This is a genomic window from Staphylospora marina (genome assembly GCF_003856495.1).
Lineage (GTDB): Bacteria > Bacillota > Bacilli > Thermoactinomycetales > Thermoactinomycetaceae > Staphylospora > Staphylospora marina.
On the sequence record NZ_CP034118.1, the window covers coordinates 2,052,959 to 2,072,735 of the forward strand.

A 19,777-nucleotide genomic window follows, 5' to 3' on the forward strand; every position below is an offset into this window, starting at 1 on the left:
GTCGGTCACGCCGTTTCCTTCACGCGTCCACCTTCTCCCGGTACGGGATCCCCGTTCGTTCACCGTGGATTTCCATGCCCAAGATCCCGAGCGAAAGGCAAAACATCCCCAGGCTGTACCCGGCGACGACATCGGAAGGGAAATGCACCTTCAGCAGAATGCGGCTCATTCCCACGATCCCGATGATCAACGTCAGCAATCCCGCGGCCCAAGTCTTTTGCCGCATGGAAAATGCCCGGGATTTGAACAGGAGATATATGACGAATCCGTAAAACGCCATCACCGCACTGGCATGTGCGCTGGGAAAACTGTATCCCACCCCGTCAACGGCCGGGTCCATGCCCGGCCTGATTCTCCGGAACGTTTGTTTGAACAGGGTGGTCAAAAGTCCGGTCAAGCCCATCACCATGAGGAGCCAAGCGGCGGCCACGCTTCGTTGCCGAACCAACAACCATGCGGTCAGCGCCAGCAGACACACGCTGATCCATTCCACGGACCCCAGATGCGTGACCATTTTCATGAACCCGATCGCGTGAGATTGATTCATCGGAGCCAGCCATCCGATGATCCGGCCGTCCATGTGCAGCATCTCCGACTCGTTCAACTCTTTCGCAATTGCGGCAAACACCAGCAGGGACAAAATCGTCCAGACCGGAATCCACAGCAGCGAACGGCCACGTTTCCGAAACAACGCCTTGCCCGATTCGTTCATCTCCGGCCGTCCTCCTCCCCCATCCGCTCCAGGTGGGGAGTTTCATTCACGCCCAACAGCGTCCATCCGGCTTCGGGATCTTTCCGCAGACGGGTCATCGAGGAGTTGTGCAGACGGGTTTTGCCGAATCCGTATTCTCCCCCGGTGAGCACCGACAATGCCGCGGCGATGCACATGCCGTGGGCCACGATGAAGATCTTTCCTTCCGGATGAAGGTTCACCAGCTCTTCCAGTTTGGAGACAAACCGGTTCTGTACGGCCTCGGTCGGCTCCACTCCGTATTTGCCGCCGTTCCATCTGACTTCCTCAAAGTCCGGAAAATCCCGGGCCACTTCATGGTGAAGGCGTCCCTCCCACTCTCCGCCGCATCTTTCGCGGAATTCCGGAAAACAGATCACCTTCAGGCCATGCTTTTCGGCGATTTCCTGCGCGGTTCTGCGGGCACGGACCAAATCACTCGCATACACGGCGTCCGGCCGGTCCCCGGTCAAATGTTCGGCCAGGCTTTTCGCCTGACGGATCCCCTCCGCGGACAGGGGAATATCCCGTTGTCCCTGATAGCGCCCCTCCCTGTTCCACTCCGTCTCCCCGTGTCTGATCAAATACACCAGGGTCATCCTGAACCTTCCCCCGTTCTCTTCCATGATCGTTTGTTGCCGTCCCATTCCCATTCGACGGTCCGAATCAGCGCATCCTCTTCCCCGAGAGCGTCCACCAGAACAAAGATCCGGTCAGCGCCCGCGGAAATGATGTCGATCCGGTACCGTTTCACCGTGTTCCGGCCTGAACCATGCCAGGTTCCCCGGTCGAGGAACCCCCGCTCCTCGCCGCGAAAAACGAGGGTTCCGTCCGCGGAAAAAACCGCGAACCGGTCGGTCACGGTCTGAAACCCGCCGGGCTCCCGAATCCGCTCTTCCTTACCGAAGACGACGAGCACCCAGCCCCCGGGCAGACCGTCTCTCCATACGATCCGGCACGGCTCCCGGAACAGGCGAAGGCATTCCTTCCCGATCCGGCCGTCCGGAGCCAGCCGCTCCACATCGGCCGGAATCGCCCGGAGCATTTGAACCGCCCGAAGAGTCCTGTCGGTGATCGCCAGCCAACTTCCGGTTCCTCCGGAAGTTCCGACCAAATCCAATCTCAGGTTCCAACCGGCGGGAACGCGGGCCAACGTCCATGTTTCTTCCCCGCGGGCGAGAATCACCGAATCATCTTCTTCGCTTCGGATCATCCGAAGTTCCGTCTCCGGGGAAAGATGCACCCCGTCTCCGGTCCGCAACCTCCGTGAGCGTACCGGAAAGCGGATCCCGTAACGACGGGAGACGATCCCGTGAACCCATTCCACCTGCTCCTGGATGTCATCCCGGTCCTCCTCCCGCCAAACATCCGGAAACATCCATGCCTCGACCGGATCGCTGCCGCCGGATGTCCACACTTCGAACCGATGCGCCCCTCCGCTCATTTGCGGGGCAAACACCGCCGCATACCGCCCGTCTTCATCCGCACCGATCACCACCGGCTCTTCCTCCGCACGGCTTTTGATGTCCGGACGATGGATCCATGAGAACAGAGATCCGTCGACAAACCCGTGGATTCCGCCCGTCCGTTCATCCATCCGGGCGGACGCCGGCCAATCCCCGGTCCATGAAGAAGACGACGACATGAACAGGAACGGAACCAGCAACATCATCCATACAAACAGCTCACGAATCCCATTGTGAAACGGCACACCCAACCCCCGAATTCTCTTTTTTTCATCTGTATTCCGCACTTGGAAACCGCAGACGCCATGTCCGGCCCTCAACTGTATTTCTTCTTCGGGTTTTCTCCGCTCCCTGCCGGAAAATGAAAGCCCGGCCTTGGCCGGGCAATCATCCTCCGAACAAAACAGGCCCCCGTGTCCGGTGCGCCGGAACGGGGGCGGATGAACAAGACCGGATTCACTCCTTGACCGCACCGGAAGTGATTCCGTCGATGATCCGTCTTTGGAAGATCAACACCATGATGACCAGCGGAATGGTGACAATGACGGAAGCCGCGGCGATTTCTCCCCACGGCACGGTAAACTGCCCCTGGAACAGGGCGATCCCGACGGGAACGGTTTTCCAGGCCTCTTCCGTGTTGATGGTCAAGGCAAACAGAAACTCGTTCCAGGCGGCGATGAACACCAGGATCGCCGTGGTGAACGTTCCCGGAACCGCGAGAGGGAAAAACACCTTCCAGAACGTTTGCATGATGGTGGCTCCGTCAATCTTGGCCGCTTCCTCCAAATCCGCCGGGATTTTGCGGTAGAAGGTTGTCAGATTCCAGATCGCCAGCGGAAGGGCAAAGGTCGTATAAGGAATGACCAGACCGATCCAGCTGTTGGTCAGGTCCACGCTGTCCATGAACATGAAAATCGGAGCAATGGTGGCGATTTGCGGAAACATGGATACCGCCAGGACCAGCCCCAGCACCAGCGATTTGCCCGGAAAATGGAGCCTGGCGATCGCAAAAGCGGCGAAAGAAGCGATCACGATGCAATACACCGTGGTGAGCACCGCAACCACCGTGCTGTTCCACATGTAAGTGGCAAAAGGCCTCAGGGTGAACACCAACTCGTAGTTTTCCAACGAGGGATTGGAGGTGTAGAACCGGAACGCTTCGTCCCCGAACAGTTCCGACGGCGGTTTGATGGAAGCCACAAACTGCCAGAGCAGCGGAAACAGGAGCACCGCCAGCAAGAGGATCATTCCGGGATAAAATAAAATTCCTGTCCGTTTTTGCATGCAGGTTCTCCTCCTTTCACTTTCCGCGTCCGTCCGAGATGAGATCGGCACCCAGCAGTTTCACGAACACGCCGCTGATGAGGGCCACGCAGAGGAAGACCACGACCGAGAGTGCGGAACCTTCCCCGAAGTTCATTTGGGCAAACATCGTCTTGTAGGCATAGATCGAAATGGTTTCCGTCGCGTTGGCGGGTCCGCCGCCGGTCAGCACGTAGACGAGGTCGAAGATCCGGAACGCGTCCAGCGTACGGAACAGCAACGCCACCAGGATGGTGGATTTCAGCATCGGAAGGGTGATGTGAATGAACTGACGGAGCTTGGACGCACCGTCCACGTCGGCGGCCTCATACAGGGACCGGGGGATGGTCTGAAGGCCGGCGAGCAGAAGAAGGGCCATGAAAGGCGTGGTTTTCCACACATCGGCAAAAATGATGGCGAACATGGATCCGAACTTGGTGGTCAACAATTCCCCCATGTCTGATACCAGTCCGATCGTTTCAAACCATTTGGCCACGATTCCGTTCTGACCGTCAAACATGAACTTCCACATCAGCGCGGAAATGACGGTGGGAATCGCCCAAGGAACCAGCACGGCTGCACGGACCATGCCGCGACCGAAAAACTTCCGGTTGATGAAAATGGCGATGGCCAACCCCAGAATCAGCTCAAGGGATACGGAAATCACCGTGAACACGAAGGTGTTTTCCAGCGCATCCCACATCCGCTTGTCCTTGATCAATTTGACGTAGTAGCCCAATCCGACGAAGTTGGGCTCGATGACCGATTCCGAAAGCCCTCTGCCGAGTCCGGACAAGGTGTCGTCTTTCAATTTTTTCTCTTCCGCCAGCCGGGACAACACATCGCGGATTTCCTTCAGATCGGCCATGATTTCATCGGCCGTTTCCTTGGTCAGCGTGGCCGTCCGCAGCTCTTCCGGAACCGGGTCCCCTTCCAGCAGCAACTCGTCCACCTGTTCCAGTTTGCGGGCGATGTCCGGATCATTCATGAGGCGGCCGTTGACTTTTTCCGCCCGCTCTTTGAGCGCCGTGAGTTCTTGTTTCACGTCAGGTTCCGCTTCGCCCGCGGCGGCGTCCAGGTTTCGCTTCAAAACCGGGTAGACTTCCGAAAACTTCTCCAGGTTGATCCCGTAATCCGCGTGCACCTGCGTCTTGGTCGGGTTGTTCAGGCGAACGTCGTGCAAACTGATCCAGAACGACCGGAGGACGGGCCATATGGCGATCACCAGAATGGTGATGAGTGACGGAAACAACAACAGGGCTCCCATGCGCTTTTCGTCAAGAAGCGGCTTCTTCATGTTGCGTGTTCACCCCCGAAAAAAACCGGGAGCCGGGCGAAAGCCGCCCGATGGCTCCCGGCACAGTTTCTTCCGCTGGACTCCTACTTCTTGATGATCTCCTTCAGTTTGCTTTCGATGTTTTTGACGGTATCCTCCGCCGACTGCTTGCCGGTGACGGCTTTGGAGACCTCGATCTGAATCACGTCGGAGATTTCGGGATACACCGGAGACACCGGACGAGGAATGGCGGCGCTGATTCCGTCCACAAAGTTTTTGTCGGCGAACAGCGGGTTGGCCTTTTTGACATCCTCATCGTCATATACGGGCAACAGGGTCGGGCCGGAACCGCCGTGAATGGCCGTCAGTTTCTGACCTTCCATGCCCGTGGCGAATTTCACGAATTCCCAGGCTTCTTTCTTGTGTTTGGAGTATTTGTTGATGCCCATCATCCATCCGCCGAGTGCGGCCGCGGAACCTTTGTCACCGGACGGCAGCGGAGCCACGCCCACTTTGTCGACGATCTTGGATTGTTTGGGATCTTGGGCAAGCGCATATTGATACGGCCAGTTGCGGATGAAGACCGATTGACCTTCAATGAACGCGGTGTGCGATTCCAGCTCGGTGAAGGTGGAGATGTTGCTGGGCACGAAGTCGGAGGTGGTGACCTCGATCATTTTCTTCAGACCCTTCACCGTTTCCGGGCTGTTGATGACGACGTTGCCGTTTTCGTCCAGAATGCGGCCGCCGTACGCGCCGATGAACTCGATGAAGTTACAGACAAGACCTTCGTATTGTTTGGCTTGCATCAGATAACCGAATTTGGTGTCGCCTTGGCCTTTGTTCTCCTTGGCCATTTTGACCAGCTCGTCCCACGTTTTGGGAGGCGTCTGCACCAAATCTTTGCGATAGAACAGGATTCCGGCGTCGATGAAACGGGGCATGGCGAATTGCTGCCCGTCCACTTTTCCGGCATTCAGAGCACCCTGAATGTATTTGGACAGGTCCACTCCGTCACTTTCGATGTACCGGTCAAGCGGTTGGAGATAACCGGCTTTGGCAAATTCGGCCGGCCAGATCACATCCAGATCGAACACGTCGATTTCGCTCGATTGGCTGGACAGCATGGTGACCAGCTGATCGTGGTTTTGCCCGGTATCGGCGGGCATTTCCTTGACCTTCACCTTGATGTTCGGATGGGCCTTCTCAAACGCTTCGATCAGCTTCTTGGTGCCCTCGGTCACATCCTTGCCGCGTGCGAAGGTGATGGTGACCGGACCTTCGTTTTTGCCCTCTTCGGTGGACGAAGAGGAGCAGGCCGCCGTCGTGAGGACCATGGCAAGTCCCAGCGTGGCTGCAAGCCACTTCTTCCAGCGTCTCATCGTTTTTCCCCTTCCCGTTGTCGAATTTTTTGGAATTTGAAATATGGTGGAACCGCTTTCCGAACTTTGTTCGGAAAGCGGGGGTTCACGAATTTCAGACAGGAACGGCGAACCGGACTTGGTCACCGGTTTTCGCGGACAAATAGGCCGCGTCGAGGATTTCCTGGATCAGGATGCCCTCTTCCGGTTTGCAAACCGGATCCGCTTGTGAGAGGATCGCATCCGTGAAATTGGTGAGCAGAAGCAGGCGGTCGTCACCGGGGCCGGGCCGATACACGGTGTCCACCGGTCCGTCTCCGTTGTCTTCGAAGAGCGTGACGGTTCCGCGGTTGAAATCGACGGAAGCGCCCGCCTTGTCGCCGTACAGTTCCAGATACACCCGATCCTCGTTGATGTAACTGGCCCAGCTGGCTTCCAGCAGCATGGAAATGCCCTGTTCGAACTGGATCATCGCCAGCGCAAGATCTTCCACATCATAAATCCCGTTTTCCTGCACCTGTCCCCAACCGGACAGTTTCATCCTGCGGGGTCCGAACACGTCATAGGTTTTCCCCACGACGGAAACGGGTTTCGGATGGCCGATCACCCACAGCGCCAGGTCCAGCACGTGGACGCCCACATCGATGAGCGGTCCCCCGCCGGCCAGCTGCTTTTGCGTAAACCAGCTTCCCCAACCCGGGATTCCGTTTCTTCGAATCCATCCGGTCTTGACGTGGTAAATGTTGCCCAGACGCCCCGACTCCACCCAGCGCTTGACCAGTTGCGTCTCGGGCCGAAAGCGGTTGTTCTGAGCGACCATCAGCACTTTTCCGGCCTGGTCGGCCGCTTCTTTCATCTCGCGGGCCAAATGAACGTTCAGGGCCATCGGTTTTTCCGTGAGCACGTGTTTGCCCGCCCTGAGCGCGTCCACGGTCACCCGGGAGTGCAGGAAATTGGGCACGCATACGATGACGGCATCAATATCCGGAGACTCCAGCAAGCGAACATAATCCGCGTGGACTTCCGGGATGCGGTATTCCTCGGCCACGTTCCTCGCGGCATCCAGGGACACATCGGCAATGGCTTGACACACCGTGCGGGGCTCTTTGGCGATTGCGGACAGATGTGCCCGGGAAATGCCGCCGGCTCCGACAATGCCGATCCGGACCTTCTGCATCCTGATTCACCTCAACAGACATTGCGTCTCATCTTCCGGGAAGCTTCCGTGAGACCGGTTGCCGGACCGTCACGGCGGTTTCCCGGGCCGTTCGCCGGGCGCTGCTCCCCGCGTGTGTTCCCGGCGAACGGACACTCCTTGCTTTACACGGTCACGCTGACCTTTTCTTCCGCGGAGCGGATCGCGGCCAGCACCACCCGGAGGGCGGACCACCCTTCTTCGCCCGGAACGGCGTTTTCCCGCCCTTCCAACAAAGCGCCGACGAATTCGTCGATCACGCCGCTGTGGGTTTGACCGCCTTCTTCATTGGTGGCGATCTTTCCGGTGGAGTGGCGTTCCACGTTTCCGTCACGGAAGCGGACGATCACCTGGGACTCGGGATCCGTGCCGATTTCAAGGATGCCGTTTTCGCAGTACAGCACGGTGCTGTTGTCTTCTCCCGGGGCATGCGTCCATCCGGCCGTCACCGTTCCGATCGCTCCCGACCGTGTCCGGGCGACGATCACCGCGTTGTCATCCACGTCCGCCTTCTTTTGCAGCGTGGCGGTCATGGCGCTCACTTCCACGATCGGTTCTCCGATGAGCCACTGGAGCAAGTCGATCTTGTGCACGCCGAGATCACCCAATGCTCCGACAAATGCTTCTTTTTTGCGGAAGAACCAACTGTCCGCTCCGTCCGCGCTCCAGCTTTCCGGGCCCCCGTGGGCGAATGCCGTGCGGAAGGTGAGCACCCGTCCGAGCCGGCCGGATTCCAGAATTTCCTTGGCCTTCACATGGGGAGGCATCATCCGCTGATTGTGTCCGATCATCAGTTGGACCCCGTTTTCCTTGGCTTCGCGGATCATCGCCTCCGCCTCTTCGGCGCTGATGGCCATCGGCTTTTCACACAACACGTGAATCTTCCGACGGATCGCCGCCAGCGACGCCGGGGCGTGGAAGGCGTTGGGGGTGCAAACGCTGACCGCGTCCGGCTTCTCGGCTTCCAGCATTTCCTCGTAGGATTGATATGCCCGGCCCCCGTACGTTGCCGCCATCTTTTCCGCCCGTTCTTTCACGATGTCGCAAAAGGCGACGAGCTCCACGTCCGGATGGGCCGCGTATTCCGGAATGTGGCGATGAACGGCGATGCTTCCGCATCCGATGACACCCACACGCAATTTGGCCATGCTCCGACTCCTCCCGTCAAACCCACCAGATTTCTTTCAGTTGTTCGCGGGGCAACACCTGAAGAATGTGATCCACCGCTTTGCGGAATCCTTCTTCGATCGACAGCAGGGCATCTTCGTGCTCGATGCTCACCACGTAGTCGTAACCGACCAAACGCAGCGCGCTGAAAATGTCCGCCCATTCTTTCAGGCTGTGACCGAAGCCCACCGTCCGGAACTGCCATGCACGGGTGGAAAGATTTTCGTATGATTGCATGTCAGTCAGTCCGTACATGTTGACGTGTTCCTGGTCGATGGCAGTGTCCTTGGCATGGAAGTGGTGGATCGCTCCTTCACGCCCCAGGATCTTGATGGCCGCCACCGGATCAATGCCTTGCCACCAGAGATGGCTGGGATCCAGGTTGGCCCCGATCACTTCACCGACCGCTTCCCGCAGTTTCAGCAGGGTGTAGGGAGTGTGCACCGCGAAGCCCCCGTGAAGCTCCAATCCCACCTTCACTCCGCGCTCGGCGGCATATGCACCGGCTTCCTTCCAATAAGGAATGATTTTTTCTTCCCACTGCCACTTGAGCAGCTCCCGGTATTCGTTCGGCCAGGGAGCCACCGGCCAGTTGGGATAGCGGGCGCCTTCACCGTCACCCGGAGTGCCGGAGAAGGTGTTGACCACGGGCACTTCCAGCTTTTGTGCAAGCTCCACGGTTTTCAGGAACGTCTCGTGGGACTCCTTGGCAAACGCCTTGTCAGGCGTCAGCGGGTTTCCGTGGCAGCTGAGGGCGCTGATGATCAGGCCGCGGGATTCCACCGCTTTTTTGAATGCTTTCAGTTTGCCCTCATCGGCCAGCAGTTCATCCGGATTGCAATGCGCGTTTCCCGGATAACAGCCGGTTCCGATTTCCACGGCTTCCACGCCGCTTTCTTTCACATAATCGAGCATTTCCTCGAAAGGCTTCCCGGAAAACAACACCGTAAAAACCCCGAGTTTCATGAAACACGCCCCCCGTTTCCGAACATCGAACCATCTGATTGGAATCAATAATCAAAAAACATACCAAAGAAAATTGTCGGAATGCGCTTACAGCTTTTTGTCCAAATGGTGAAACCGTTTGACTACCATTAGCATAATGGAGAAAAACCATTCCTGCAACCAGGTTTTTATGAGACAACCCACCGAAAATCATCATCATTTCACTCATATTCTTGCTAAAACGCGCAGGCGATTTTCAGAGAAAAACGGAGAAAACACCCCTTTTCCCGAGTGAAACCGGTTGCACAAACGTTTGTGAACACCGGTTCATTCCCTTTCCGTTCAGGCTTCGAAACGTCCTCCCGTGACCCGCCGCATCCGTGTTCTTGCATCCCTCTTCCAGCCGGATATAATATACCTCGAACCATTCAAACCAGACGTTTGGGGACAATGAAATGAGACTCAGAAGAAATCCCGAAGCCAAACCGTTTTTGATCCGACATCCGCGGGTGTTCGTTCCCGCCGCAGAACATGTTTCAGAGTGGCGCGGCAAATGGAAAAGCCGGTTTGCCCGGCCCGATCTGCCGCTTTATGTCGAACTCGGTACCGGAAAGGGACAATTCCTCGCCCAGGCTTCCCTGCGTCATCCGGACATCAACTGGATCGGGGTGGAACGCATCGAGGAGCCCTTGTTCCAAGCCGTGAAAAAAGCGGAACAAACCCGGGCCGAAGCCGGAGAAGACCCCGACAACCTCCTGTACATCTGGATGGACGCGGAAAAACTTCCGGAGGTGTTTGCAAACGGGGAAGCGGATCGTCTGTATCTCCATTTCAGCGATCCATGGCCGAAAAAGCGTCATGCCAAACGGCGATTGACCCATCGCAGGTTCCTGGACCTTTACGCCCGGTTGCTCTCTTCTTCGGGGGATCTCGTCCTGAAAACGGACAGCCGGTCGCTCTACGAGTTTTCTCTGGAAGAGTTCAAAGAAACCGGATGGACCGTGGTCGAATGGTCGGAAGACCTCCATCACAGTCCCTTTGCCGAATCCAACATCGCCACCGAGTATGAACAAAAGTTTGTTTCCAAAGGCATGCCCATCCATTACGTGCGTGCCGTCCCGCCCCGATTCCGGGATGATCGTTGACTTTCGCGGGAAACAGTCTATAATTAATGTTTGTATGGTCTTCGGTGAGAATTTGCGCTCCTGGGACCTGAGGATAGCATGCAAAGATCGGTGAAGAGGATTCACCCTCACCGGCCCGCCCCGCGTCACCGGCGGGTGTCCGTCCATTCGAAGCTATCCGGATGGACCGGGCAACACCAGCGGACCGGATCCCGACATTTGCTGCATCAAGCAAATGATGAGAGGAGCATGAACCATGGCACGTTATACCGGCCCTCGTTGGAAGCTGAGCCGTCGTCTCGGCATCTCCCTGTCCGGCACCGGCAAGGAGCTGAAAAAACGTCCGTATGCTCCGGGCCAACACGGACCGGGTCAACGCAAAAAGTTGAGCGAGTACGGCATTCAGCTGCAAGAAAAGCAAAAAATGCGCTTCATGTACGGCGTGAACGAGCGCCAATTCCGCAACCTGTTTGCGAAAGCGGGCAAAATGAAAGGGATTCACGGTGAAAACTTCATGAAACTGCTCGAATCCCGTCTGGACAACCTCGTGTACCGCCTCGGCTTTGCGCGTACCCGCTCCCAAGCCCGTCAGCTGGTCGTTCACGGTCACATCACCGTCAACGGCAAAAAAGTGGACCGTCCGTCCTACTCGGTGCAACCGGGCGACGTGATCGGACTGCGCGAAAAAAGCCGCAACCTGAAAATCGTGAAAGAAGCGCTGGAAGATCGTCAATATCTGCCGGAGTTCCTGAGCTTCGACGAAAGCAAAATGGAAGGAACCTACCTGCGTCTGCCGGAGCGTTCCGAAATGCCGACCGAAATCAACGAAACGCTCATCGTCGAGTTCTACTCCCGCTGATGACGAAGCAAAAACCGCCGGATCACCGGCGGTTTTTTCGTTTCCGCACACGTTCGCCCGGAAAGGGTTCTTTCCGGCTCACCCACACGCATCCAAGGTTTCCTTGATATACTATGAAAAAATCCACGAAGGATTATAAATGAAAGTCTAGTGAATTTCTGGTAAAATATTCTTAAGGAGTAAAGTTCAAGGATTGCAAAATCCGGTGTCCGTTTCCCCCCATCGGGGACGGAAAAACGCCGGCAGCCGTTTGACGTCCGAAAGTGACCGTGAATCGGGAGATATTGGCCCCTGCCGTCCATCATCGCCAAAGGCAGGTGACTTCTGATGGCTCCACCGAAGCACATTCTGACCGCCTACGTCGTGGTGATGAATTACAGCTCCGAAATCCTGTTGGTCAAACATCCGGAAAGCGGCTGGGAACTGCCCGGCGGCCAGGTTCGGGAAAAAGAATCGATCCGGCTTGCCGCGATCCGCGGCGTGAAGTCGATGTGCGGCATTGACATCAAGCTGATCAGATTTTGCGGAATTTTCCAAAACGTAAGATCCGGCATTTGCAACACGTTGTTTATCGGCCGCCCCATCGGCGGCAGGATGAACGTGGGAGACGCGGCGGAAGACGTCGGCTACTTTCCGGTCGAAACGGCCATGCGCCTCGTTTCCTGGAACAACATCAAACAGCGGATCGTCTATTGTCTTGACGAAAAAAAACATCCGTTTTTCGTGGAGTTCTGAATAACGTCGGCACCGGTGTTGCCGCGGTCCCCGGCCGTCCCCCGGATGATCGGGAACCCCGCGAGACCGTGTGCCTCTTCATTGTTGCGACGGAACATACAGCTTGCCCATCTTGCCGATTTTTTCCCGGACTTTGTTGACCAGAGATTCCGGCCGGATGACTTTCGCATCTCCTCCCCATCCGAGCAACCAGGCCACCAGTCCGTCGCTGACCAACACTTTGGCTTTGAGCTCGAACCATTCATCGTCCACTTTTTTCAAATCGACATCAAGTCCGAACTGGTCGATCACCACGTTGACCAGATGATTCCGGAAATGGATCGTCACCGTTTCGCGTGTTCCGGTGAACATGTGAAACACCTTGCCCAGATACTCCGCAAGGTTGAATTCGTTTTTCCGGAACCTTTGGTCCGTTACCGTGAGGTTCCGGATCCTGTCAACCCGATAATGGCGAATCATGTTCTCCGGGACATACGTTCCGATCAGGTAGTAAAACCCTTGGTTGAACACGAGTTCCACCGGTTCCACTTCGTAAAACTCACCGTTCCTGCGCAGCACGAATTCCTTGTTGACGTTGTAACTCCCGTATTGAAACAGCACTTTTTGCTGGCGGATCACGGCTTTTTGCAATTTTTCAATTTCATATCGGATGGTGCGATGATCCAACCTGACATACCCGTCGAAATGAACGTGTTTGCGAAGTTGCGCCCGCATGTGGCGGCTGGTTTGGGACAGAAGCTTTTCCACCAGTTTTTCGGCGTCGGAACGCGGAATGAACTTGGCGGTCAACACCGCATCCACCAGCATGCGGATCTCATGATGTTCAAAAGAACGCTCGATATGACTGTATCGATGAATCCCGCGGGGCCCGGTTTCCTGATACACCGGAAACCCGTTTTCGTCCAGCGCGGCGAGGTCCTCGCGGATCGCCCGGTCCCCCGCATGGCAGTGGGGGCCCACGTCCCGCTGCAATCTTTCTTTCAGTTCCGCCAGGGTCAGCTTGTGATCTTCATCCGTCTCTTCCCTGAGGATCTCCATGATCTTCAGCAGCCTCTCCCGGTTGGACATGCCTCATCTCCCTCTCCGTTGATTCGTACGTTGCTCCGCAAGCCCATTCTAGCAAAACAGGTCCGCCATTTTCGGCGGACCTTCCGGACACAAATGCGGAAAGCGTGACGAATCATACGAAGATGGGCATGTTCAGCCGAGACGGATCCGGGCAAATTTCCGCTTGCCCACCTGAATCACCGTACCGTCCGTGACGGGAATTTTTGCGGCGATGTCGGTCACCTTCTCCCGGTTGACGCGCACGCCTCCCTGTTGGATCATGCGCCGTGCTTCGCTGTTGCTCGAAACCAGGCGGGCCTGCACCAACAGCGGAACGATTCCCGCTTTTCCTTCCTCGAGAACTCCTGCGGGCAGCGTCACTTCCGGCAAGTCTTCCGGCAGATCCCGTTCCTGGAACACCTTGCGGAACCGGTTCTCCGCTTCCCGGGCCGCTTCTTCCCCATGATACATTCTCACCAGCGTGAAGGCCAGTTTCATCTTGGCATCCCGCGGATGGATGTTGCCGTCCTGCAGCCCCCCTTGCAGGGCCTCCAATTCATCCACGGTCAGATCGGTGGCCAGCTCGAAGTATTTGTGCATCAATTCGTCCGGCACCGACATCGCCTTGCCGTACATTTCGGCCGGCTCTTCATCCACGCCGATGTAGTTGCCAAGGCTTTTGCTCATTTTTTTCACGCCGTCCAATCCCTCGAGAAGGGGCATGGTGAGGATGACCTGTTCTTCCTGTCCGAACTCCTTCTGCAACTGACGGCCCATGAGCAGGTTGAAGGTTTGGTCGGTCCCGCCCAGTTCGACGTCGCTTTTCAGCGCGACGGAATCATACCCCTGCATGAGCGGATAAAAGAATTCATGAATGCTGATCGGCAATCCGCTTTTGTAGCGTTTGGAGAAATCGTCTCTTTCCAGCATGCGGGCCACCGTGCACTTGGACGCCAGTTCGACCACTTCGGCAAATGTGAGGGGACTCAGCCATTTGCTATTGAAATGCACTTCCGTCCGCTCGGGATCCAGCAGTTTGAAGAGTTGGTCGGTGTAGGTGCGCGCGTTTTCCAACACCTGTTCTTCGCTGAGCTGCTTTCGCGTTTCCGATTTGTCGGTCGGATCCCCGATCCGTCCGGTGAAATCGCCGATCACCAGCTGAACGACGTGTCCGAGATTCTGGAAATCTCTCAGTTTGTTGATCACCACGGTATGACCGATATGAATGTCCGGAGCGGTGGGATCGAGGCCCAGTTTCACCCGGAGCGGTTCCCCGGTTTCCACGGACCGGCGGAGTTTCTCCCGGAGGCTTTCGATGGGAAGGATTTCCGCCGCGCCCCGTTGAATCACTCGGAGTTGCCGCTCGACTTCGGCCATGACTTCAGGCCGAACCGCCGGCTTGTTTTCAGTCATGTTCATCCCTCGCTTTCCATAGAAATAAAAAAGCCCGCCCCCTGTCAAGGGACGGAGCTGGTCCGCGGTACCACCCTTGTTGGAAACGGATCGTCACGAGTCCGTCTCCCTCTCTGGTCGGATAACGGGTGCTTCACCCGGGCAGAGACTGTCTGCCGGCTCCCAAGTGTAATTCATCACGCAGCGGACTGCCGGTTCACACCTGCCACCGGCTCTCTGTGAAGTCCCGTCTGCGGACTACTTCGCTTGTTCACAGCTTTTTCGCTGTTTTTCCCCGCCTTCCGGTACCCGGGGATTTTTGGGACTATGCTATAATATTAGCGGAGAATGAGGAGGGTATCAAGTGAATGAAACGGTCTGACGCCCACCGTCCCGGGGGTTTCGGAAAATCCAGGACATTGAAGGTGGTCCTCACCACCCTCTATGTCCTGCTCATCGTTTCACTGGTGCTGGTCGTCGGTGCCATCGGAGTGGGGGCAGGCATCGTATCGGCCATGGTGAAAGATGAAAAAATCAGGACCCGGGAAGACTTCGAAAAAGATCTCAACAGTCTCTTCCAGAACAGTTACGCCTACTTCCGAAACAAGGACAAAGACAACAATCCGGTGAGAATCGGCGCCTTTCGCAACGACGGGGACGTGCGGAAACTGATCAAGTCCCTGGACGACGTCAGCCCGCACCTGATCGACGCATTCATCGCCATCGAGGACCGGAAGTTTTACGAGCACAACGGGATCGTCCCCAAATCGCTCCTGCGCGCCGCCTGGCAGCAGGCCACCAACGCGGAAGTCACCACGGGCGGAAGCACCATCACCCAACAGTTGGTCAAAAACGTGATCCTGAAGAACTTCGACAAGGATCTGGAGCGAAAAGCCAAAGAAATCGTCTTGGCCATTCGTCTGGATTCCATGTTCGAAAAAGATGATATCCTCGTCTATTATATGAACAGCGCATTCTTCGGAAACGGGGCCAACCGCAAGCAGCGTCTCTACGGCGTGCAGGCGGCGGCCCAGGGGCTCTTCAACAGGGACGCCAAAGACCTGCATCTCGCTCAGGCTGCCTATATCGCAGGAATGGTTCAGCGCCCCAACTCCTACAACCCCTTTTTCGGGAAAGACGGGGACAAAAATCTGGAGCGCGGTCTGAAGCGGATGAAGATGGTCCTGGACGCCATGCTGGAAACAGAGAAAATCACCCAAGCCCAATATGAAGAGGCGCTGAAATTCGACATCAAAAAGTCGCTGGCCAAACCGGACCACGTACAAAACTCGTATGCAAATTATCCGTTCCTGATGTACGCCCTGGAACAGGAAGCCGCGGAGATCCTCATGGAAAAAGACGGCCTGAGCATCGAGGAGCTCTCCAAACAGGGCAAGTACCGGAGCACGCTGGAAGAGTATATCGGCAAGGTGAAAACGCGCGGGTACCACATCTACAGCACGATCGACAAAAACATGTACGACGCGGTCGTCAAGGAAGCAACCAAAGGCCTCCGCTTCCGCACCCGCACGTACGAGGGCCGCAAACTGCAGGAACAGCTCGGTGCGGTGGTGATTGACAACAAGACGGGAGACATCCTGGCGTTCGTGTCTTCCACCACCGACGATGACGTGGACCATGCGTTCACGTCCCGGCAACCCGGATCGACGATCAAGCCGCTGCTTGTATATGCTCCGGCCATCGAGGAAAAAGTGATTTCCCCCAACACCATCGTGGTCGACGAGGAGCTTCCCAAAGCGGACGGATCCGGCATTTACAAAAACTCCAACAACAAATACAAGGGACCGGTCCGGGTGACCGAAGCCCTGAAATGGTCCTACAACATTCCGGCGATCAAGGTATTCCGGAAGCTGGGCTTTGAAAACGGGTTTGAATACCTCAGACAACTGGGGCTTCCCCCCCATCCCAAAGACACGGAAGCATCCGCCATCGGCGGCATGACCCGCGGATATTCCGTTTCCAGAATGACCGCTGCCTTTGCCTCCCTGGCCAACGGCGGCGTCTATCACAAACCGCACCTGATCAACAAGATCACCGATTCGGACGGAAACGTGATCTGGGAACGCAAACAGGAACCGCAACAGATCTTCTCCCCGCAAACCGCCTACCAGGTCACCACCATGCTGAAATCGGTGGTGCGCGGCGGAACCGGCACCTACATCGGCAGCCGCATCCCCGGCTACGAGATCGCCGGAAAAACGGGAACCACGCAAAACGACAAGGACAAATGGTTCATCGGCTATACGCCGCAAGTGACCATCGGTGTGTGGAGCGGATACGACATCGAGAAATTCACCCTGAGCCACAACACCCTGATTGCCCAACAGGCTTGGGTGAACATCTTCAAAGCGGCGGCCGCGGCCAGCCCGCAGTGGTTTGACAAATCGGCCCGCTTCACCAATCCCGGCGGCCTGTTCTGGGGAGTTCCCTGCCTGGATTGCGACCGCCTCGAACAATGGAAGAAGAAAGAAGAAGAACAGAAGCAAAAAGAAGAAGAAGAGAAGAGAAAGAGAGAGGGAGAACCCCCCAATGGCCCCGGTGACCAGCCGGGCCATGATCCGAATGACTCCAAGCCGTCCGACCGTCCTCCCGGCGGCGACAGGGATGACGACGGGAACGGCAATCATGACAATCCCATCAAGCCTCAGTGGCCGCCTTCGCGGAATTGACCGGTTTCCGGTCGGCCATGGACACACCGGTCGGTTCACACGTCCCCTGTCATACAGGGGACGCTTTTTTTTCTATGTATTGTCATGAATTCACCGCCCGAGCAGGGATTCTCCCTGTGGTATAATGAGTTTTGCATTGATAAAGGAGGGTATGGGTGTGTTCAGCCGAACCAAACCGTCTAAGGACAGCATGAACACAGGCAAAACGCCCAAACGCCGGCTCATTCGGTTTGCCGTCATCGGACTTTCCGCCGTCACCGCCGCCATGATGGTGGGCGCTGTCGGGGTCGGCGCGGGCGCAATGGCCGCCTTCGCGAAACATGAGAAACTTCGCGAAAAGGAAGATTTCGAAAAAGACCTGACCGGTTGGTCACAAACCAGCTACGCGTATTTCAGACCGGTGAACGGTCAACCCAAATTGATCGGCTCCATGATCACCGAGGATGACCGGCAACTCGTCAAGGATCTGGACGAGGTCAGCCCTTTCCTGATCAATGCCCTCATTTCCACCGAAGATCGTGAATTCTTCACACATAAGGGGATTGTCCCGAAAGCGATTTTCCGGGCCGTCTTGCAGCAGGTCTCCGGAAGTGACACACAGACCGGCGGAAGCACGCTCACGCAGCAGCTGGTCAAGAACGAAATCATCAACAGCCGGGAGAAAAGCTTCAAGCGGAAAGCTTTGGAAATCGTCAACGCCATCCGGATCGAAAAGTACTACGACAAAGAGGAGATCTTGATCAAATACCTCAACAGCGTGGAATTCGGCCGGGGCGCCCACGGGACAAAAATGATCGGTTTCAAGGCTGCGGCGCGTGGCATTTTCAACAAGAAACTGGATGAACTGAATTTGGCACAGGCCGCCTATCTTGCCGGAATGGTTCAGCGGCCGTACGACCTCAATCCGTTCGGGAAAGAGGAAAAGCTGAAAAAAGGCCTTCAGCGCATGGAACTGGTTCTCACCAAAATGGTGGAGAACGGCAAAATCACCCAAGCCGAGAAGGAAGAGGCACTGAAATTCGATCTGAAAGGATCATTGGCCAAACCGACCGATTTTGTCAAAGGGTATGAGAGATACCCGTACATCATCTCCGCGGTGGAACGGGAAACGGCGGAAATCCTGAAACAGCTGGACAAAGGCAATCCGGAAGCCGCCAGCAAGAAGGACAAGGACTACATCAACCAGGTCCGTCAGGGCGGCTACAAGATTTACACCACCATTGATGAACAGCTGTACAACGAGATGAACGATTCCGTCAAAAAGATCAATTTCCCGAAACGAAAGTATCGCGGAAAAGTCCTCAAAGAGCAGATCGGTGCCGTCCTGATCGACAACAAAACCGGCGCGATTCTTTCGTTCGTGTCCGGCCGGGACTTCAAGGAGAACCAGCAGGATTTCGCCCTGGAAGAAACCAACCAGCCCGGATCCACCATCAAACCGCTCCTGGTGTACGGACCCGCGATTCATGAAGGGATGATCTCCAAAGATTCCATCATCATCGACGAACCGGTTCCCAGAGCGGACGGATCGGGAACTTACAAGAACTCCAACAACCAATATGCCGGTCCGGTGACGGCCACCGTTGCCCTGCAGAAGTCGTTGAACACCCCGGCGATCAAGATTTTCCAAAAGCTCGGGGTTCAACACGGGTTTGACTATCTGCGGAAAATGAACATGCACCCGCACAAATGGGACAGCGAAGCCTCCGCCCTGGGAGGCATGTCCGCCGGATTCACCCCGAAGCAGATGACGGCCGGATTTGCCATGATCGCCAATCACGGCATGTACAACAATCCCTATCTGGTGGAAAAAATCGTGGATGCGGACGGGAATGTCGTCTATGAACACGCCAAAAATCATCAACCCAAGCAGATCATCAGTCCGCAAGCCGCGTTTGAGCTCACCCAGATGCTGAGAACGGTCCTGCTGCCGGGCGGTACCGCCAGCACCATCGGGGCCGAACTGGCCGGTTGGAACATTGCCGGAAAAACGGGAACCTCTTCCGGATACAACGATTTGTGGTTCATCGGTTACACCCCGGAAGTTTCGCTGGGCGTTTGGACCGGATATGAATACAACCTTCCCGCGGACAAGGATCTGAGCAAAAAAGCTTGGACCCGCTTGTTCAAAACGATCGTGAAAACGCAGCCCAATCTGGTCCCGCGCGGAAGCAACTTCACGAACCCGGGCGGCATGATCGAACCGAAGTGTTTCGAGTGTGACAAAGTGCCTGCCCAGCCGACGGATCCCGAATCACCGGGAGACGGCAATCCGCAAACCCAGCCCGGAACCCAGAATCCTCAACCGGGGAACACGCAGCCCGGACAAATCAAGAATCCGGGGATCACACCCCCGTCCGGTGATCCGTCCAATCAACCGCAACAAACCCCCGACGGATCAAATGACGGTCAGCAGACCGGCAACGCCGGAAATCTTGGTTTGATCGGCGGACTGCTGCCGAAAAAACCGTGAACGCAAAAACACCTT

16 protein-coding genes and 1 other annotated feature are annotated in these 19,777 nt (G+C 56.4%); of the genes, 5 read left to right on the top strand and 11 right to left on the bottom strand.

The features are described from left to right. Window positions 1-19: 19 nt before the first annotated feature. From EG886_RS10130 to EG886_RS10170, 9 genes are all read right to left on the bottom strand, one after another. Window positions 20-712, bottom strand: a complete 693-nt coding sequence (locus EG886_RS10130) for a phosphatase PAP2 family protein (RefSeq protein WP_124728029.1) — start codon at window positions 710-712, stop codon at window positions 20-22. Continuing rightward, the gene (locus tag EG886_RS10135; protein ID WP_164491783.1) at window positions 709-1,329 is read right to left on the bottom strand and encodes a histidine phosphatase family protein; all 621 of its coding nucleotides are present in this window, start codon (window positions 1,327-1,329) and stop codon (window positions 709-711) included. The genes EG886_RS10130 and EG886_RS10135 overlap by 4 nt, the downstream gene beginning before the upstream one ends. Then, a complete protein-coding gene (locus EG886_RS10140; protein ID WP_164491784.1) occupies window positions 1,326-2,441 on the bottom strand; it encodes a hypothetical protein in 1,116 nt (371 codons plus the stop codon). The genes EG886_RS10135 and EG886_RS10140 overlap by 4 nt, the downstream gene beginning before the upstream one ends. Before the next feature lie 211 nt (window positions 2,442-2,652). Continuing rightward, entirely contained in the window at window positions 2,653-3,480 is an 828-nt protein-coding gene (locus EG886_RS10145; RefSeq protein WP_124728032.1) for a carbohydrate ABC transporter permease, read from the bottom strand. A gap of 16 nt (window positions 3,481-3,496) precedes the next feature. Continuing rightward, a complete protein-coding gene (locus EG886_RS10150; RefSeq protein WP_124728033.1) occupies window positions 3,497-4,795 on the bottom strand; it encodes a carbohydrate ABC transporter permease in 1,299 nt (432 codons plus the stop codon). Between the two features lie 83 nt (window positions 4,796-4,878). Beyond that, complete coding sequence (locus tag EG886_RS10155; RefSeq protein ID WP_124728034.1) at window positions 4,879-6,156, bottom strand: ABC transporter substrate-binding protein; 1,278 nt, start codon at window positions 6,154-6,156, stop codon at window positions 4,879-4,881. Between the two features lie 94 nt (window positions 6,157-6,250). Further along, a complete protein-coding gene (locus EG886_RS10160) occupies window positions 6,251-7,312 on the bottom strand; it encodes a Gfo/Idh/MocA family protein (protein WP_124728035.1) in 1,062 nt (353 codons plus the stop codon). A 143-nt stretch (window positions 7,313-7,455) separates the two neighbouring features. Next, window positions 7,456-8,478, bottom strand: coding sequence for a Gfo/Idh/MocA family protein (locus EG886_RS10165; protein ID WP_124728036.1), 1,023 nt, complete (start codon window positions 8,476-8,478; stop codon window positions 7,456-7,458). Window positions 8,479-8,494: 16 nt separating this feature from the next. Continuing rightward, the gene (locus EG886_RS10170; protein WP_124728037.1) at window positions 8,495-9,463 is read right to left on the bottom strand and encodes a sugar phosphate isomerase/epimerase family protein; all 969 of its coding nucleotides are present in this window, start codon (window positions 9,461-9,463) and stop codon (window positions 8,495-8,497) included. Between the two features lie 434 nt (window positions 9,464-9,897). On the opposite strand from EG886_RS10170, the gene trmB reads away from it, so the two are divergent. The 3 genes from trmB to EG886_RS10185 all read left to right on the top strand — a co-directional run bounded on the left by trmB (window position 9,898) and on the right by EG886_RS10185 (window position 12,160). Beyond that, window positions 9,898-10,587 (top strand): tRNA (guanosine(46)-N7)-methyltransferase TrmB, encoded by a 690-nt coding sequence (gene trmB, locus EG886_RS10175; RefSeq protein ID WP_124728038.1) that lies wholly within the window; start codon window positions 9,898-9,900, stop codon window positions 10,585-10,587. Between the two features lie 235 nt (window positions 10,588-10,822). Further along, window positions 10,823-11,425, top strand: a complete 603-nt coding sequence (gene rpsD, locus EG886_RS10180; protein WP_124728039.1) for a 30S ribosomal protein S4 — start codon at window positions 10,823-10,825, stop codon at window positions 11,423-11,425. Between the two features lie 327 nt (window positions 11,426-11,752). Continuing rightward, window positions 11,753-12,160: an NUDIX hydrolase gene (locus EG886_RS10185; protein WP_124728040.1), complete on the top strand. Its 408-nt coding sequence runs from the start codon at window positions 11,753-11,755 to the stop codon at window positions 12,158-12,160. Between the two features lie 78 nt (window positions 12,161-12,238). Here the strand turns inward: EG886_RS10185 and EG886_RS10190 are convergent, their stop codons facing one another. Both EG886_RS10190 and tyrS read right to left on the bottom strand, forming a co-directional pair. Further along, window positions 12,239-13,228 carry a helix-turn-helix transcriptional regulator gene (locus EG886_RS10190; RefSeq protein ID WP_124728041.1) on the bottom strand — a complete coding sequence of 330 codons (990 nt, stop codon included), beginning with the start codon at window positions 13,226-13,228 and terminating at the stop codon, window positions 12,239-12,241. A 132-nt stretch (window positions 13,229-13,360) separates the two neighbouring features. Then, window positions 13,361-14,620: a tyrosine--tRNA ligase gene (gene tyrS / locus EG886_RS10195; protein ID WP_206425315.1), complete on the bottom strand. Its 1,260-nt coding sequence runs from the start codon at window positions 14,618-14,620 to the stop codon at window positions 13,361-13,363. A gap of 44 nt (window positions 14,621-14,664) precedes the next feature. Then, window positions 14,665-14,883, bottom strand: a binding site (T-box leader). 84 nt (window positions 14,884-14,967) lie between these two features. Here tyrS and EG886_RS10200 point away from each other — a divergent pair. After that, the gene (locus EG886_RS10200) at window positions 14,968-17,289 is read left to right on the top strand and encodes a transglycosylase domain-containing protein (RefSeq protein WP_124728043.1); all 2,322 of its coding nucleotides are present in this window, start codon (window positions 14,968-14,970) and stop codon (window positions 17,287-17,289) included. A gap of 157 nt (window positions 17,290-17,446) precedes the next feature. Then, a complete protein-coding gene (locus tag EG886_RS10205; protein ID WP_164491785.1) occupies window positions 17,447-19,762 on the top strand; it encodes a transglycosylase domain-containing protein in 2,316 nt (771 codons plus the stop codon). Window positions 19,763-19,777: the final 15 nt, after the last annotated feature.

What these genes read in the sequence shown, in the direction of transcription:
- EG886_RS10200 (WP_124728043.1), top strand. Translation starts at nt 14,968, where the DNA reads ATGAAACGGTCTGACGCCCACCGTCCCGGGGGTTTCGGAAAATCCAGG.
- EG886_RS10130 (WP_124728029.1), bottom strand. Translation starts at nt 712, where the DNA reads ATGAACGAATCGGGCAAGGCGTTGTTTCGGAAACGTGGCCGTTCGCTG.
- EG886_RS10145 (WP_124728032.1), bottom strand. Translation starts at nt 3,480, where the DNA reads ATGCAAAAACGGACAGGAATTTTATTTTATCCCGGAATGATCCTCTTG.
- tyrS (WP_206425315.1), bottom strand. Translation starts at nt 14,620, where the DNA reads ATGACTGAAAACAAGCCGGCGGTTCGGCCTGAAGTCATGGCCGAAGTC.
- EG886_RS10135 (WP_164491783.1), bottom strand. Translation starts at nt 1,329, where the DNA reads ATGACCCTGGTGTATTTGATCAGACACGGGGAGACGGAGTGGAACAGG.
- rpsD (WP_124728039.1), top strand. Translation starts at nt 10,823, where the DNA reads ATGGCACGTTATACCGGCCCTCGTTGGAAGCTGAGCCGTCGTCTCGGC.
- EG886_RS10170 (WP_124728037.1), bottom strand. Translation starts at nt 9,463, where the DNA reads ATGAAACTCGGGGTTTTTACGGTGTTGTTTTCCGGGAAGCCTTTCGAG.
- EG886_RS10155 (WP_124728034.1), bottom strand. Translation starts at nt 6,156, where the DNA reads ATGAGACGCTGGAAGAAGTGGCTTGCAGCCACGCTGGGACTTGCCATG.
- EG886_RS10185 (WP_124728040.1), top strand. Translation starts at nt 11,753, where the DNA reads ATGGCTCCACCGAAGCACATTCTGACCGCCTACGTCGTGGTGATGAAT.
- EG886_RS10190 (WP_124728041.1), bottom strand. Translation starts at nt 13,228, where the DNA reads ATGTCCAACCGGGAGAGGCTGCTGAAGATCATGGAGATCCTCAGGGAA.
- EG886_RS10150 (WP_124728033.1), bottom strand. Translation starts at nt 4,795, where the DNA reads ATGAAGAAGCCGCTTCTTGACGAAAAGCGCATGGGAGCCCTGTTGTTG.
- EG886_RS10165 (WP_124728036.1), bottom strand. Translation starts at nt 8,478, where the DNA reads ATGGCCAAATTGCGTGTGGGTGTCATCGGATGCGGAAGCATCGCCGTT.
- EG886_RS10160 (WP_124728035.1), bottom strand. Translation starts at nt 7,312, where the DNA reads ATGCAGAAGGTCCGGATCGGCATTGTCGGAGCCGGCGGCATTTCCCGG.
- trmB (WP_124728038.1), top strand. Translation starts at nt 9,898, where the DNA reads ATGAGACTCAGAAGAAATCCCGAAGCCAAACCGTTTTTGATCCGACAT.